This window comes from Mesorhizobium sp. WSM3866, assembly GCF_002294795.1.
Taxonomy (GTDB): Bacteria; Pseudomonadota; Alphaproteobacteria; order Rhizobiales; family Rhizobiaceae; genus Mesorhizobium.
This window is the reverse complement of record NZ_NSGC01000011.1, coordinates 160860-177219: the sequence shown is the minus strand read 5'-3', so window position 1 is coordinate 177219 and position 16360 is coordinate 160860. Positions and strand designations below refer to the sequence as shown.

Here is a 16360-nt window from a genome sequence, read left to right as displayed (position 1 = left end):
GCCAGACTGTCCCGACATTAGCGAAACCACTGTCCGGGAATTAGCGGAACCCCTGTCCGGCTTTTGCGAAATGCGCACTCTAATTCCCTGATCCGGCGCCTGGCCTTCGTCAGAGCCTTTTCCTGAGGCGCCGGCGGATCGACTGCGCTCTGCAATGGCAAGTCCCCGTCAACTCCTCCCGCCACTCTCGCCGGCCGGCCAGTGCTCGCCGGCTCGCGGGTTGCGAGCGAAGCTCTCATCCAGGACCTTCGGCTCGGTCTCGAGCCCTCGAGGACGGCGTCATCTGCGTCTACGGGGCCAACGATGACGACGGGATCTTGGCCTTCACCGATGAAGGCATCGAGAGGTCAAACTCCTCGTAGAAGAAGATCATCGCTTCTCACCATCGAAACCTTGATCCCGGCACCGCGGTGCTCAGGTGCTCATGGCCGCCGGATACGCTCGTCTGCGGTCTTGGTCCGCGGCCAGCGAATGTTTTTGTCGCGATCGATACTGTCGGTGACAAGTCGAGTTTTGATTCAGCGAACAGCGCGACCTTCCGGCGGCCAAGCGCTTCTTCAGAAAAGCGCTGGGGCGTCATGGCCGACCGGATATTGCCGTGATCGGCGGCAGCCAGACCAACCACGAGGCGATCGGTTCCTGCGACATCACAAATCGCGTGCAGGATCGCTCCCAGCGCCAGCTAAGCCGATCGGCATCCACCGGCGCCAGTATCTGAACAAACGGATCGCGCAGGACTATCAGCGCATCAAGCGTCGTGTCCGGCATCGAAATGATCCACAGGATGCGCAAGCGACAGGCGAAGTACGCCTTCAAATCCGAACCCGCCCCTGGCCGAGGAGACGCCTGATTGGCCTCGTACAGCCCTCTCTGCGCCGCTATTCAGCCGTTTCACATCCAGAAACCCGAGGGAAAGGCGAGCCAAAAAAGAGAGATAACTTCAGGCCCTTGTGCCACTGAGCGCCTCCCCGACCTCGTCGAGGTGGCGCTCAGCCCATTTGCAAAACCCGCTGGGGCTTCAGCCCTTGCAGAGCTGGGCTGCCGTCGTGCGGTCCGGCAGGTTGGTTGTCGTGTAGCCGTATTTGCCGACGGACTCCATCATTTCTTTGGACGCCAGATAGTCTTTCAATACCGCGTTGAAAGCGTCGACGGTCGCCTGCTGGTTGGGCAGGAAGGCGAGAGCCGGATACCCTTTGGGACTATCGGGAAGCAGATCGGTCACATCCATGCTGGCGTCCTTGGCGGCGAACTCCTTCATGGTGAAGTAGTCGCCTACACCCGCGGCCGAGCGACCCGCCTTCACGGCCTGCAGGACCTCTGCGGATCCGGCGACCTGCAAAATATTCTCGTCGGGGATGCCGGCGTTGCGAGCATTCTGAACGTCGTCCCAGCCCGCGCCGGTGGCGACCGTTAGCCCCTTATCGCGCAGATCCTTATAAGAACGGAGGTTCTGCGGATTGCCCTTTGGTACGATCAGAGCTGCGCTTAGAACAGCCAGTGGCTCTGTGAACAGCACGTTGCGGCAGCGGTCTGGTAGGATGTACATGCCGCCGGTAATGATGTCGAGGCGACCGGCATGCATGCCGGGGATGAGCGAACCCCATTCGGTCACAACCGGCTCGACCTTGGTGGTGCCCAGCTTTTTAAGTAGGTCCAGCGCCATTGCGTTGACCCAGCCGAGCGGCTCGTTGTTTGGGCCCGGAATGGAAAAAGGAGGTTCGTTCGAGAAGCCCAGCCGGACAGTTTCTCCGTTCTTGATCTTGTCGAGCAGCGACTGAGCCGACGCTGACCCAGCGAGCGCCACGGTTGCGAGGGCCATAGCCAACGCAGCCACGTTCAGAAGTACACGTCTCCAAAGATTGCTCCCAGTTTCAAGGCGCCACATATTCATTTGAAAAGTTCCTTCCATTGCGCTTGGCCGCTGGTCCTGCCGGATGAGGTTGTAAGGACAACATCGGGCAGTGCTTTTACATGGACCAGAATGCGGCAGTTTCCCGTCTCTGGCAGGCCGAAAGTCACGTCGCGGCATCTGGAGATCTTCTTTCTCGGGTCAGATGTGTGACAGCTTTTCCCGCTTGGTAAAATTAGCAGCGTTGTGATCCCCAATTATGCGGAATTTTGCTGCTGCGCGCATCAAATCGGCGATTTTGCAGTGCTCTAGGACGGTCTTGAACGCCCGAGGGGGGGCCGCCGACAGTTGATTTATCTTGTGAACGGCAGGGGCCAGGATTAGCGTTGAGGCGACGGATGCTCGAACTACAGGAGCCGCAGATCCGCCTGAACGCGGAAGTTACTTCCGTTTGACGCAGTGGCGTGAGGGGGGTCGATACAGCGTCGAACGGCTATGCGCTGCTTAAACGAGCCCGACGCCGTCGCCGGGCCCGCGACCATCACAAAACGTGCTAATATCGAATTGCCTTAGTAACTGAGCATAATCTTTTGGTAGATCTCGACCGCCTTCGCCACCTGGTCAATTTCGACATACTCGTTGGCAGTATGAGCCTGATCAATGCTCCCGGGACCGAGAATAACGCAGGGGATACCTCCCAAGGAGAGCTGACTCGCATCCGTCCCATATGGAACTCCGCGGTGCTGGCCCGTTCCGGCAACTTCAGCACAGGCCTTTGCCGCTACTGCGGCGATTTTTGTTGCTTCCGCACTTGGAGGAGCTGGATCTTCCAGAGCAGGTAGCAGCGAGCGCACGTTGATCTTATCGGGACCCTGGCGCAGGCCCTCGAGGATGTTTTCAACTTCCTGGAGCGCGTCTGCCGGTCGCTCTCCCGGTATAAGCCGCCGGTCGATCCATACGCGGCACGATGGTGGTACCGTCGCCAATTCCGTACCCCCTTCGATGAGAGTGATGGTGAGGGTAGGGGGGCTGACTAGCGGGTGCACGCGTTGAGACAAAGTCTCGTTAATTTTGTCGATCGCCAGGATTACCTTGGCCATCCCTGTGATTGCGTTCACCCCGAGGTGGGGCTTGGAGCTGTGAGCCGGCACACCCTCCACCTCGACCTGCCAACGAACCGACCCCTTATGCGCAACGACTAGCTCCAAGTCAGTCGGCTCACCGACGACAGCGGCTTCGTAGGACACACCCGATTGGGCGATTTTTCGCGCACCCTTCTTCCGATACTCCTCGTCGACGCTCGCTCCGAGCACAATCGTGGCTCGTGGCTTACGGTCGCCGAGAGTGGTAAGAGCCATCAGCATTGCAGCGAGCGGGCCCTTATCATCACAACTTCCTCGCCCATAAATTCGCCCGTCTCTCTCGTCTGGCGAGAAAGGATCTGCCTCCCAGTTGTCAACTGGCACCGTGTCCATATGCGATATGAACAGGACACGTCTATCGGGCTCCTGCCCAGGCACCCAGGTAAAGAAGTTCGATCGGCCGCCCTCAACTTCCTGATACTCATACGGCAGGTTTCGCTCGCGGCAAAAAGCCTCGAGAAACTCGGCGATTTTTTGCTCTCCGCTCCCCTTTGCTGACGCTGACGGGTTGATGCTCTCAATTTTGATGAGTTGTTTGAGAAGCTCGACCGTTTGTGTGCTTATGGACGACATGATACTCTTATACCTCCTTGAGAATGTAGGTTCCGGTTAGGCCGACCAGTTCTTTGCCAGAGCTATCACACGGTCAACCTCGTCGGCCGTGTTGTATAGATGCAGTGAAAACCGCAGCATGCCCCTGCGCATCGAAACGATCACCTGGTTTTTGGTCAGGTGTTGATGGAGCGAGTGAATGCGGCCATCCACGCCTCGCGAACCATCAAGCGCTGGATCTCCGAGAGCAACGATACTTCCGGTGTGATTCCCTGGTGCGCCGCCGCAAACGGGTAGGCCGAGATCCAACAAGCCCGATGCCAGCCGTCTTGCAACCGATGTGACGCTTTGTTCAATCGCCAACGTGCCGATCTCCATCAGTTGTCCGATTGATGCGTAGACCGCTATCACGCCGGCGAAATTATAATGGCCAATTTCAAAACGGGGCGCCCCAGCGCGCAATTTAACCGAATCGAATATGGGAGCCGATTCTGGTGCGGCCCCGAGATCGACACTAAAGCGCGCGAGGTAGGCAGGGCTCAGGCGGTCGGCCCATTCTCGGCGGCAATACAGAAACCCCAACCCATAGAGCCCCATTAATCCCTTGTAAGATGATGCCACCAACCCGTCGACACCAAGCCGGGTGACATCAGTATCCAATATACCGACGGACTGAGACGCGTCGGCCAAAAGAAAAGCGCCAAACCGCTTGCAAGCTTCAGCAATGGGCTCCATCACCGTCTTGAAACCCGGCACCATTGTGACCGTCGATACTGTGACGATGCGGGTGCGAGAGTCGATGACCTTGGCGACCGCCCCGGGTGGAATTGAGCCGTTATCCGGTTCTACAATCCGAAGTTCGATCTTGTATTTATCCCGAAGCTGTAGCCACGGCAGGATGTTGTTGGCGTGTTCCAATTTTTGACACAGGACAACGTTATCGCCGGACCTCCAATCGATCGCATGCCCGATGATATTTATGCCTTCGGATGCGTTTTTCGTGACGGCAATCTCATCTTTGTCGGCCGCGATGAACGTGGCGAACCTGGAACGAGTCCGCTCGACAAGTTGCATCATTCTTTCTTCGTCATTCAGGCCATTCAGTCTATTGTCGAGGTGCTGATTCATAGACGTTCGAGTCGTCCTGGATATAAGCCCCTGATTTGCAACATCCATGTAAATGGCGCTTCCAGTGGCCGGAAACTCCTGGCGAAGGAGGTCCAAGGGCAGAAAGTGGCTTGTCATGCTCGTTATCAGATCCGTGTTTATGGGTTGGGAAAGCAAAACCTACTCATTAAGCCCACAGTTATGAGCCGAAGTTGCCATTTTAGTGAGCCGTCGAGGCTACCTTTGCAGGCGCCCGTGCCCCGGGCCGATTCATTAACAAGAGGTCAGCACCTGGGCTGGGTGAAGGGCTTCGCTGATCAGATCATTTTATGGCTTGATCATTGTGGAAGTCAGGCTAATATCACCAAAGCTGAGCCGTTTTTCTGCGCGAAAGCCCCGTTTTTTGCAGTGATGATGATAATGGACCTGGATCGAGTTGATCGGAAGCTTCTCAACGCCGTGCAGCGCGACAATCGCCTTACGACCGCCGAGTTGGGCGAACTTGCGGGCCTTTCTGCAACCGCTTGTCAGCGGCGACTGAAGCGACTGCGCGATGATGGTGTGATTGAGGCTGACGTGGCCATAGTCTCCCCCCAAGCCGTGGGGCGTCCCATGCTCATGCTGGCGTCTATCAGTCTGGAGCGCGAGCGGGTAGACATCATTGATCGCTTCAAGCAAGCGGTTAGGCGCACGCCTGAAATCATGAGTGCGTATTATGTCACGGGTGAAGCTGATTTCGTTCTTCTGATCTCGGTGCGGGACATGGCCGAATATGAGGCATTTACCCGTCGATTTTTTCACGAGTCCGATATCAAGGCAGTCAAGACGATGGTCGTGATGGACCGGATCAAGGCATCATTAGCTTTGCCTATTGAGGAGTAGTGACGGCACTGCATCCGGGTTCGTACTGATCGTGCGGTCTTTCTGTCCGGAAAAGCTGCCTTCATCCGGTGATCACGCAAGCTACGAAATCAGAGTCCTGCAAGATCGGGCACCTCGCTGAATATTCCAGCTCGGCCGCAGGTCGCGGCGCCATCGACCCGCGGGCAAGTCAGTGGGCGTGCGAGTGCTGCCGATTTCAATCATAGGTGACTGCCCTAGCATTGTGGCAATAAGAAATCTCGGGCAGCGTTGCACAGGACAACAGCGCCTATCGACAGCGCCTGTTCATCCACTCGAAATTGTGGATGGTGAAGTGGATAGATCGCTCCGAGCTTCTCGTTGCGGATGCCCAGCCGGAAATAGACCGATGGGCACTTCTCACTGTAGAAGGCGAAATCATCGGCTGCGGTCCAGCCCGCCGCGCTCAGGATGTTGTCTTGCCCCAGCAAGCCGGCCCCGGTTCGGCGGATGAGCTCGACCATGTCAGGGTCGTTGATGACCGGCGGTTCGCCACGTCTGAGGTCCACCTCGGCACTGGCATTGTGGCTTGAAGCGAGGCCCTCCACAACCTGGCGCAGCCTCTTCCAAGCGTGCTGGCGGGTCGATTCATGCCCGCTTCGAATCGTGCCTTTCAACCTCGCCTCGGCGGCGATCACATTGTAGGCGCCCCCGCCTTCAATGCCGGTGATGGAGATGACCAGCGGATCGTACGGGTCGATCTCGCGCGACACGATCTTCTGCAGCTCGCTCACCATCGAGCGGGCGACGGCGATGGCGTCGACGCCTTCGGAGGGTTTTGCCGCGTGCGCGGAGTTGCCGGTGACGATGATGTCAAATGTATCGCAGGCAAGCGTATACGGCCCTGCGCCGACCGCGATCTTCCCCGTCTCGGTATACGCATCGACATGGATGCCGATCGCCGCGTCGATGTCGTCCAGCAACCCTTCCTCGACGATCCGGCGGGCGCCGAGCGGTTCCGCCTCTTCGGCGGGCTGAAAGATGATCCTGACCGTGCCGCTGAATGACTGCTTCTGGCGCTCCAGAAGGACGCTCGCCGCGTAGCCCATCGCGGTATGGGCGTCGTGGCCGCAGGCATGCATGACGCCCGGACGCCCCGAGCTGAATGGCACGCCTGAGGTTTCCGTGATCGGCAGCGCGTCGATATCGGCCCTGATCACGACCTTGCGGTTCGAGCGACTGGCCGTGCCAACCACGTCGACGGCGAGACCGAAGCCGGCGACTGGCCTGATACCGGCGAGCCCTGCTTCTTCCAGCACCTTGAGATATGCCTGCGTCTCGCTCTCTTGGTTCGAGAGCTCCGGATTGCGATGCAGGTGGCGGCGGATCTCGATCATCCCGCGCTCCAGAGCGGCATCCATAAATCCATTGCAAGTTTCAACGTTTGACATGGATTTCTCGCGGGAAGCTGGTCAGCGTTTCGCAGCCATCGGCAGTGACGAGGATCGTTTCGCTCACTTCGATCCCCCAGCCATCCATCCACATACCGAGGATGGAATGAAGGACGTTGCCGGGCTTCAAAATGGTCTTGTCGCCCTGTCGCAGGCTGATCGTGTGTTCGCCCCAGTCTGGCGGATAGGCGGCCCCGATCGAATAGCCTATGCGGGACTCCTTCTTCAGGCCGTGGCGCTCGATGACCTTGCGCCAGCTTGCCTCGACGTCTTCCGCCACAACTCCAGGCTTGATCGCAGCAAGGACGGCGTCCATGCCTTCGAGCACGGCCTTGCCGGTGTCGCCGACCTTGGCTGGCATGGCGCCTAACTGAAGCGTCCGGGCCAGCCCGGCGGCGTAGCGGCGCACGACCCCGGCGAGTTCGAGTGCGACGGTTTCGTTGTCGCCGAAGCGTCGGTCGCTCCACATGATGTGCGGTGCCGAGGCGTTTGCGCCGCCTAGTATGGTCGGCGGCAGGGCGGTGATGTCGCCCGCGAAATCCGGCGAGCCCGCGATCTGGGCGGCTTGGATGGTGGCGATGGCGTCGCACTCGCGAACGCCTGGCGCAATCACGTTATAGGCCGCGGTGACCGCAGCCTCCGCAAGGCGCGAGGCTTTGCGGAGATAGCCGATCTCGGCGTCCGATTTGACACTGCGAATCCAGTTCACCAAAAGGTCGGCGTCGTGGAACACTGCGTTGGGCAGGCCCGCCGTCAGACGAGCGTGCGCCTTAGGAGAATAGTAATAGGCCTCGAGCTCGATGCCGATATTGCCGCGCCCCCAGCCCTTCCTCTCGATCCAGTCGGCGATCCAGTCCATCGGATGGCGGTCCGGGCGCTGGACATGGTCTTCCGGGAAGCCAACGACATTTTCGGGCATCATCCATGCCGTCAACAGCCCGCCGGCGGCATCCATGGCCCGACCGACCCAGACCGGCTCCTCGTCGGCGAGCGGCACCAGAACCATTTGCGGAGTGTAGAAGGACCAGCCGTCATAGCCAGTGATGTAGTGCTGGTTGGTGACGTCGTTAACGATCAGCAGATCAAGGTTGCGGCGCGCCATTTCGGCGCGGATGGCAGAGAGCCTGCTGCGGTATTCGCTGAGCGCGAAGGGCAATTGGATCATCGAATCATCCTATTCTATGGCACGGGGTGTGTTCACATAATGTCTGAGCGGACTGTGCCGCCCCGGGTTGCAAAGGGCAATCGGCAAGAACTGACCAAAGCCGACCCGTTCGACCTCTCGTCTACCACTGATTTTGCTGAGGCCGGTCAGCCAAGGAGCGCCATACGCTATCTCGAGAATACATGCGGCGCTCTACTGGCAGTTTGGCATACTTTCGTTACTTAGCCTCCGATCGATCTGCCGGGTTCTATTGCCCTGCTTGTTCGACCGCATTCTCTCTCGTTGGAAAATCGGCAATCGTGACTGATGCGGCGCGCATCCGTACGCTTCGCGATAAGCTTTTGAGAAATGCGATGCAGAAACAAAGCCGCAAGCCATTGCGATTTCAACGACTGGCAAGCGAGAGCTGATGAGTAGGAGGTGCGCTCGTTCCAGACGCAGATCCAAATAATAGCGGCTCGGAGAACATCCTAGTTCCCGCCTAAACAGCCGCTCAACTTGACGACGGGATAGTCGAGCGACTCCCACAAGTTCGTCCAACAGCAATGGCTCGGTGAGGTTTGCCTCCATCGCTTCAATTACCTTGATGACCGCTTGGTGATTTAGTTGCATTCGAGAATGAAGCGGTAGACGTTGCCGGTCCCCCGCTGAACGGGTGCTACACGCGATAGCTTTTTCGCAAATTCGGTTGACGACTATCGCCCCATGATGATGGTCGACTAAGTCAAGAAACATGTCGAACGGGGCGTCTCCTCCAGCGCAAGTGTAGAGTTTCCCGTCCCGCTCGAAGGCTGTTTGAGTGGCTATCACGCCTGGGAACCGCTCAGAGAATATTGGAAATTGTTCCCAGTGAACCGCGCAACGCCGCCCTTCTGCAAGCCCCGCCCGAGCAAGCGCGATCGTGCCGCTACTTATCCCTACGAGGCTACCGCGGCGGTTGCGACACTCTCGAAGCCATGCATCAAGCTGTTTGTCCGGACCAGGAGCATTGCGGCCGCCCACGACTACGACGACCGGGGTTGAGATCGACCGCCGGGTCTTTTCACGTTCGAAGGGCAACGATGAATCGGCGCAAACCGACAGCCCACAACTCGAGGCCGCAGGTCGCCCGTCGTCCGAAATGACCTGCCAGCTATACACGTCCCGCCCCAAAACCTCGTTAGCGAGCCTCAGCGCTTCAACTGCCGACGAGAAGGCCCGGAGCGAAAAGGCCGGCAGGAGATAAAAGCAGAAATTTTGGCACGTTGACTGTGAGTCTAGCATCCCGGGGTTCCTTCTCCGACCCTGATCTCTCGTGCGTCTAGCAGTCGTCCCAAAACTTGCACGACCGCCTTCTTTCATTGGAGACCAGAGCAGCTACGCAACAAAGACGCCCCATCGAACCGTATTCCGCTTGCTGCTTCGAAACGCCCGATCGTCCGCCGGCAAGCAACTAGGCGAGGCTCCGGTCTGGGCCGCCGCTTGGCGCCAGCCCCCGCATTCGGGGGCCGGTTTTCTGCAACTTTCCACGCACACCCGGGAACCGCTCGAGTACAGGCCGGCCCAGGCTGCGCCGGCCGAACCTTTGGAGGTTTCTGGGCCTCCTGACACCGCAATTCGGCTGCCCGCGCTTCAGATGTTATGCCCGTCTCGCGTGAGCTCATCCATGACAAAACGAATTGCACTCTCAGCGATGCCAACGATTTCTTCGACTTCACCCTTCGTTGTCACCAACGGAGGGGCGAAGCCGAGGATGTCCCCATGCGGCATGGCGCGAGCGATAAGGCCGCGTTCACGCGCTGCCTTGGAAATTCGCGCACCGACTTTGAGTGCCGGATCAAAACGCTTCCGATTGTCTCGATCGGCCACAAACTCGATTGCGCCCATGAGGCCGACGCCGCGAACTTCGCCAACAATCGGCAACTGCGCGAATTTCGCCTTCAGCTGCGCCTGGAAGAATGCACCGACCTCGCGGGCATTCCCGGGGAGGTCCTCTTTCTCGACGATATCGAGAACCGCGTTGGCCGCGGCGGCCCCGATCGGGTGGCCCGAATAGGTGTAACCGTGCGAGAATGCGCCGACTCTGTCCGCCCCGTCCTCCAGGACTTTGTAGACCTTTTCACCGACAATGGCCGCGGAAAGCGGGAAATAGGCCGAAGTCAGACCCTTTGCGATCGTGATGAGGTCTGGCTCGATGCCGTAATGGTGCGAGCCGAACATGGAGCCGGTTCGGCCAAAGCCGGTTATGACTTCATCTGCGATGAGCAGCACGTCGTGCTTCTTGAGCACGGCCTGGATTGCTTGCCAGTAGCCTTCCGGCGGAGGCGTGATGCCGCCCGTACCGAGCACCGGCTCGCCGATGAAGCCGCCCACATTGTCTGGCCCAAGCCGTTCGATTAGCTGATCAAGTTCCTCGCCGCGCCGCGCTGAAAATTCCCGTTCGGACTCGCCTGGATGCGCGCCCCAGTAGTGATGTGGAACACCGGTGTGAACGATCTGCGGAAGTGGCAGGTCCATGTGGTCGTGATAAAAGCTCATGCCGGTCATCGAGCCGGACACGACGCTGCAGCCGTGATAGCCGCGTTCACGCGAGATGATCTTCTTCTTGTTTGGCTTGCCACGCAGATTGTTGTAGTACCAGACGAGCTTCGCCTGGGTCTCGTTCGCATCCGACCCGGACATGCCGTAGAAGACCTTGCTCATCTTGCCCGGCGCCATCTTGACGAGGCGATCGGACAGGATCGCAAGCTCGTCCGTGGTGTGGGCAGCGTAGGAATGGTAGTAAGCCAGCCGGAAAGCCTGCCGGGAAATCGCTTCGGCGACCTCCGTGCGGCCATACCCGACGTTGACGCAATAGAGACCGGCGAATCCGTCGATCAGCTGGTTGCCATGCGCATCCTGAATCCTAATGCCTTTGCCTGTCTCAACGATGGTCGGCTCACCGAGCTTGCCGGTGGCAAAATCCTTGAGCTGCGTGAATGGATGCAGCACAGCGTTTCTATCTTTTTCGCTGATATCCTTGATGTTGATAGTCATAGGGCTTTCCTTTCAGTCCGAGATGTTGCCGATGCACACGTATTTGGGTTCCAGATATTCGGCGAGACCATGCCTTGAGCCCTCCCGGCCCAGCCCGGATTGCTTCCATCCGCCGAAAGGTATGGGTGCGCCGGTAAATTTTGCTGTGTTGACGGCGACCATGCCGTATTCCAATTGGTCGGTCAGCCGCATGGCGCGGTTCAGATCTCTTGTGTAAACGTAAGCCGCAAGGCCCATTTCCGAGTTGTTGGCCCGCATAAGCACTTCCGCCTCTTTGTCGAACAGAAGGATTGCAGCCACCGGCCCAAAGGTCTCTTCCTTGGCGATCAGCATGTCGTCAGTGACGTCAGCTAGAACAGTCGGCGTCACAAAATTCCCGCTGAGCGGATTGTCGCCGCCAACAACGATGCGAGCCCCGGCACAAAGAGCGTCGGAAACCTGTCGTCTGCACTTCTCCGCGACGGAAGGTTTGGTCATTGGACCAATGTCGACACCGGACTCGAATCCGTGGCCCACTTTCAGTTTACTGGTGGCCTTTGCGAATTCCTCTACAAAGCGCTGATAGCTTTCCCGCTGGACGTAGATCCTATTCGCTGCCAGACAGTCCTGCCCGGATGTGGCGAATTTGGCTGCCATGCATCCAGCTACGGCAGCCTCCAACGGTGCGTCGTCGAACACGATAAAAGGAGCGTTGCCGCCGAGCTCGAGTGAAGCCTTCTTCAGCGTTTTTGCGGACTGCTCGAGCAGGATTCGACCGACCTCGGTCGAACCCGTGAAGGAGAATGCCCGCACATCGGTGTGGTTCAGCAGTCGTTTGGCGAGTGGGGCAGCCTCTCCCGTGATCACTTGAAACACGCCGGCGGGAACTCCTGCGTCCTCGGCCAGCCGGGCAAGCGCCAGAGCTGACAAGGGCGTTTCCGGGGCGGGCTTGACAATCATGGTGCAACCCGCAGCCAACGCGGCTCCTGCTTTCCTGGTGATCATGGCCGAGGGAAAGTTCCAGGGGGTTATGGCAACGGTTACACCGACCGGCTGCATTTGCACGGAGAGTCGGCTGCCCGCGAGGTGGCTCGGGATGGTCTCGCCATAGGCCCGCTCGCCCTCCGCTGCAAACCAGTCAAGAAAGCTAGCGGCATATGAAATTTCACCGCGCGCCTCGGCCAACGGCTTGCCTTGCTCGGCAGTCATGATAACGGCAAGGTCTTCCGCATTGTCGCGCATAGCCGTGGCCCATTTCCGCAGGTATGCGCCCCTTGCCGAAGGAAGAACATCGCGCCAATATTCAAATGCGCTTTTCGCGACTTGGACTGCGGTGTCTACGTCGGACATCTCGCAGGCTGCCACTTGAACCAGCTCCTCGCCCGTGGCCGGATCGACGACGGAGAGTGTTTCAGTCTTGGACAGCCAAGCGCCATTCACATACGCACACTTTTGTAAAAGATCCTGGCGTTTTAGGCCCCTTAGTGCGGTTGCTGAACCTTTCATGTTGACCCCGAATCCATTGTCCATTTTCATCAAACTAGCCCCGCTGCTGCGGCGATTGGCAGCGTGATGTATGGCAACCAAGGCGTTCTCCTGCGAATAATGACGGTAAGCTGAGTTTTTCCGTCGATCTCGGCCCGCTTTTGGGAGCCGTATTAAGAAAGGCGAACATCTATGCCAGTCTTCGCGCAGCCTACGACGTGGTGGGCTATGACTTGCGGGATGTGCCCTGGCAAGCGTCTCGAACGTGCTTAGCCTTCGCCGCCTGGAGATCTAATTCGTCCAAACCCGCCCCACCACTTCCCTCTTGCCAAAGATACATTGTGGCGGGAGTTCCGAGCGGGCGTCGCCCGCCTGGTAAGGCCGAATGAACTAGGAAGAGGATTAGCTGCGCGGACACGCAAAAAACGCAGATGTTGTTCGGCACCTCGCTCCCTGGAAGCACAAGCCCGGCGTCGAGGCGTGCTATCGTTGTGAAGGAAGGCAAGCGGGCATGGAGAATGTCTGGCCTGGTCAAACGGCCTGGGAGCAGAGGAGACGCAAAATGAGCCACACCATCAACCATCTGAAGAAGCTGCGACTCCAGCGCAGCGAACTGGCTGTGCCGGGGTCCAGCCCGGAGATGATCGAAAAGGCGGCCAACAGCGCCGCCGACTTCATCTTCCTCGACATCGAGGACGCCGTGGCGCCGCCCGACAAGGAACGCGCCCGCAAGAACATCATCCAGGCGCTCAACGACATCGACTGGCGCGCCAAGGGCAAGACCGTGTCCGTACGCATCAACGGCCTCGACACCCATTACATGTACCGCGACGTGGTCGACGTGATGGAACAGGCGGGCGACCGGCTGGACACCATACTGGTGCCGAAGGTCGGCGTTCCGGCCGACCTCTATACGGTCGAGGCCATGGTCAACCAGATCGAGATGGCCAAGGGCTACAAGACCCGCGTCGGCTTGGAAGCTCTGATCGAAACCGCGCTCGGCATGGCCAATGTCGAGGCGATCGCCGCGACGCCCGGCCGCCTGGAGGCGATGCACTTCGGCGTCGCCGACTATGCCGCCTCAAACAAGGCGCGCACCGTCAACATCGGCGGTCTCAATCCCGACTATCCGGGCGACCAGTGGCATTTCGCCCTGTCGCGGATGACGGTTGCCTGCAGGGCCTACGGCCTGCGCGCCATAGACGGGCCGTTCGGCGACTTCTCCGACCCCGAGGGCTACAAGGCGGCCGCAAGGCGCGCCGCAGCACTTGGCATCGAAGGCAAATGGGCGATCCACCCTTCGCAGATCGCGCTCGCCAACGACGTGTTCTCACCGCCTGAGAAAGAGGTCACGCGCGCCAGGCGCATCCTGGAAGTGCTGAAGGAAGCAGAGGCGCTCGGCAGGGGCGCCGCAGCGCTCGACGGCAAAATGATCGACGCGGCGTCGGAACGCATGGCCCGCAATGTGCTGGTGGTCAACGAAGCAATCGAACGCGCCGGCCACGCGCAGGCCGCCACGCACTGAAGGTTCTTGGGAGGACAAGATGGACATTCACGAATATCAGGCCAAGGAACTGCTCGCACGCCACGGGGTTCACGTCCCGCGCGGCGGCCTTGCCTATAGCCCAGAGCAGGCAACCTACCGGGCGCGTGAGATCGGCGGCGGCAAATGGGTGCTGAAGGCGCAGGTTCATTCCGGCGCCCGCGGCAAGGCCGGCGGCATCAAGCTCTGCTCCAATGACGAGGAGATCTCCAACGCAGCGGAAGGTATGCTGGGGCGCAAGCTGGTGACCAACCAGACCGGCCCGCGCGGCAAGCTGATCTCGCGTCTTTATCTCGAGGAAGCCGTCGATATCGCGCAGGAGCTCTATCTCGGCTTCGTTCTCGACCGCAAGGAAGAGCGCGTCATGATCGTTGCCTCAGCCGCCGGCGGCATGGAGATCGAGGACATTTCTGAGAAGCAACCCAATTCCATCATCCGCGCCACGGTCGATCCCGGTGTCGGCATGCAGGGCTTCCAGGCGCGCGAGATCGCCTTCGGCCTCGGGCTTCAAAGCAACCTGATCGGCAAGGCGACCGAGACCATTCTCGGCTGCTACCAGGTGTTCCGCGACTATGACGCCTCGATGCTCGAGATCAATCCGCTGGTGGTGACCCGCGACGGCAATCTCGTCGCCCTCGACGCCAAGATGTCGTTCGACGAGAACGCGCTGTTCCGCCGCCCCGAAATCTCGGAGCTGCGCGACAAGAGCCAGGAGGACCCGCGCGAGACCTTCGCCAGCGACCGCGGCCTCTCTTATGTCGGGCTGGACGGCAATATCGGCTGCATCATCAACGGCGCCGGCCTCGCCATGGCGACGATGGACATGATCAAGATCGCCGGCGGCGAACCGGCCAACTTCCTCGACATCGGCGGCGGCGCCTCGCCCGAGCGGGTGGCGAAATCCTTCCGCGCCGTGCTCGGCGACAAGAATGTCGAGACCATCCTGGTCAACATCTTCGCCGGTATCAACCGTTGCGACTGGGTCGCCGAGGGTGTCGTCAAGGCGATGCGCGAAGTCGGCGTCAACGTGCCTCTGGTGGTCCGGCTTGCCGGCACCAGGGCCGAGGAAGGACGCAAGATCCTGGCCGATTCCGGCGAGGCCGTCATCGTCGCCGACACGCTTGCAGAAGCCGCCGAAAGGGCCGTCGCCGCATGGCGCGCGGCCACCAATAAAAAAGCAGCCTGAGGGAGGACAGAAAAATGGCAATCCTGCTCAACCGCAGCACGCGCGTCATCGTGCAAGGTTTCACCGGCAAGATCGGCAGCTTCCATGCCGAGGACATGAAGCGCTACGGCACCAAGCTCGTCGGCGGCGTCACCCCCGGCAAGGGCGGCCAGACGCATCTTGGCCTGCCGATCTTCAACACCGTCAAGGGCGCGGTGCGCGAAACCCGTGCCGAGGCCAGCATCGTCTTCGTGCCGCCGCCCTTCGCGGCTGATTCGATCATGGAGGCGGCGGATGCGGGAATAAAACTCTGCGTCTGCATCACCGACGGCATCCCCTCGCAGGACATGATGCAGGTCAAGCGCTACATGCGCCGCTACCGCTTCGAGGACCGCATGCGGCTGGTCGGGCCGAACTGCGCCGGCATCATCACGCCGGGACAGGCGCTGATGGGCATCATGCCTGGCAGCATCTACCTTCCCGGCCGCGTCGGCATCGTCGGGCGGTCGGGCACGCTGGGCTACGAGGCCGCCTCGCAGATGAAGGCGCTCGGCATCGGCGTCTCGACCAGCGTCGGCATCGGCGGCGATCCGATCAACGGCTCGTCCTTCAAGGACATGCTGAAGCTGTTCGAACAGGATGACGAAACCGATGCCGTGGTCATGATCGGCGAGATCGGCGGACCGCAGGAAGCCGAAGCCGCGATCTGGGCGCGCGACAATATGAGGAAGCCCCTCATCGCCTACATCGCCGGCCTTTCCGCCCCGAAGGGCCGCCGCATGGGCCATGCCGGCGCCATCATCTCCGCCTTCGGCGAGTCGGCGCAGGAAAAGGTCGAGATCCTGAAAGAAGCCGGCGTCGTCATCGTGCCGACGCCGTCATCCTTCGGCGAGGTCGTGGCCGGCGTGATGGCGGATCGGACCAAGGCAGCATAGCGCAACATGCCGGTCAATTTGAGGACCGGTAAAAGGAGCCGTTCGTCGCATTCAAGACTACGAAGCTTGCAAATTAGCGCGACTTTCGGCGGCGCTTCGGTCAAATGATGTCGCGGCCCCGCGTCTTGCGAA

The 16360-nt window shown here is 59.8% G+C and carries 12 protein-coding genes and 1 pseudogene; 5 read left to right on the top strand and 8 right to left on the bottom strand.

Annotated features, from left to right (window positions below):
* Positions 1-444: 444 nt before the first annotated feature.
* Positions 445-850, top strand: a pseudogene (locus CK222_RS33040) (DDE-type integrase/transposase/recombinase); the annotation flags it as partial.
* Between the two features lie 168 nt (positions 851-1018).
* Here CK222_RS33040 and ehuB read toward each other — a convergent pair.
* The 3 genes from ehuB to CK222_RS24180 form a co-directional block, all read right to left on the bottom strand.
* On the bottom strand, positions 1019-1891 hold the full coding sequence (ehuB, locus tag CK222_RS24190) for an ectoine/hydroxyectoine ABC transporter substrate-binding protein EhuB (RefSeq protein WP_095802133.1): 873 nt from the start codon (positions 1889-1891) through the stop codon (positions 1019-1021).
* Between the two features lie 527 nt (positions 1892-2418).
* Positions 2419-3564: a M20 family metallopeptidase gene (locus CK222_RS24185; protein ID WP_095802132.1), complete on the bottom strand. Its 1146-nt coding sequence runs from the start codon at positions 3562-3564 to the stop codon at positions 2419-2421.
* A gap of 36 nt (positions 3565-3600) precedes the next feature.
* Positions 3601-4671: an aminotransferase class V-fold PLP-dependent enzyme gene (locus tag CK222_RS24180; protein ID WP_245433223.1), complete on the bottom strand. Its 1071-nt coding sequence runs from the start codon at positions 4669-4671 to the stop codon at positions 3601-3603.
* A 399-nt stretch (positions 4672-5070) separates the two neighbouring features.
* Between CK222_RS24180 and CK222_RS24175 the strand changes: the two genes are divergently transcribed.
* Complete coding sequence (locus CK222_RS24175) at positions 5071-5532, top strand: Lrp/AsnC family transcriptional regulator (RefSeq protein WP_027163259.1); 462 nt, start codon at positions 5071-5073, stop codon at positions 5530-5532.
* Between the two features lie 215 nt (positions 5533-5747).
* On the opposite strand, the gene CK222_RS24170 is transcribed toward CK222_RS24175, so the two are convergent.
* The 5 genes from CK222_RS24170 to CK222_RS24150 form a co-directional block, all read right to left on the bottom strand.
* Positions 5748-6887: an amidohydrolase gene (locus CK222_RS24170; RefSeq protein ID WP_095802151.1), complete on the bottom strand. Its 1140-nt coding sequence runs from the start codon at positions 6885-6887 to the stop codon at positions 5748-5750.
* A 40-nt stretch (positions 6888-6927) separates the two neighbouring features.
* Positions 6928-8106, bottom strand: a complete 1179-nt coding sequence (locus CK222_RS24165) for a M24 family metallopeptidase (RefSeq protein WP_095802130.1) — start codon at positions 8104-8106, stop codon at positions 6928-6930.
* A gap of 192 nt (positions 8107-8298) precedes the next feature.
* Entirely contained in the window at positions 8299-9369 is a 1071-nt protein-coding gene (locus CK222_RS24160) for a GlxA family transcriptional regulator (RefSeq protein ID WP_176477733.1), read from the bottom strand.
* 348 nt (positions 9370-9717) lie between these two features.
* The gene (locus CK222_RS24155; RefSeq protein ID WP_095802128.1) at positions 9718-11121 is read right to left on the bottom strand and encodes an aspartate aminotransferase family protein; all 1404 of its coding nucleotides are present in this window, start codon (positions 11119-11121) and stop codon (positions 9718-9720) included.
* 12 nt (positions 11122-11133) lie between these two features.
* Positions 11134-12606, bottom strand: a complete 1473-nt coding sequence (locus CK222_RS24150) for an NAD-dependent succinate-semialdehyde dehydrogenase (RefSeq protein WP_095802150.1) — start codon at positions 12604-12606, stop codon at positions 11134-11136.
* A 541-nt stretch (positions 12607-13147) separates the two neighbouring features.
* Between CK222_RS24150 and CK222_RS24145 the strand changes: the two genes are divergently transcribed.
* From CK222_RS24145 to sucD, 3 genes are read left to right on the top strand one after another with little or no spacing between them, the layout of a single operon-like run.
* A complete protein-coding gene (locus CK222_RS24145; protein WP_095802149.1) occupies positions 13148-14110 on the top strand; it encodes a CoA ester lyase in 963 nt (320 codons plus the stop codon).
* A 19-nt stretch (positions 14111-14129) separates the two neighbouring features.
* The gene (locus tag CK222_RS24140) at positions 14130-15314 is read left to right on the top strand and encodes a malate--CoA ligase subunit beta (protein WP_095802127.1); all 1185 of its coding nucleotides are present in this window, start codon (positions 14130-14132) and stop codon (positions 15312-15314) included.
* Positions 15315-15328: 14 nt separating this feature from the next.
* A complete protein-coding gene (gene sucD / locus CK222_RS24135) occupies positions 15329-16228 on the top strand; it encodes a succinate--CoA ligase subunit alpha (RefSeq protein WP_095802126.1) in 900 nt (299 codons plus the stop codon).
* Positions 16229-16360 lie beyond the last annotated feature (132 nt).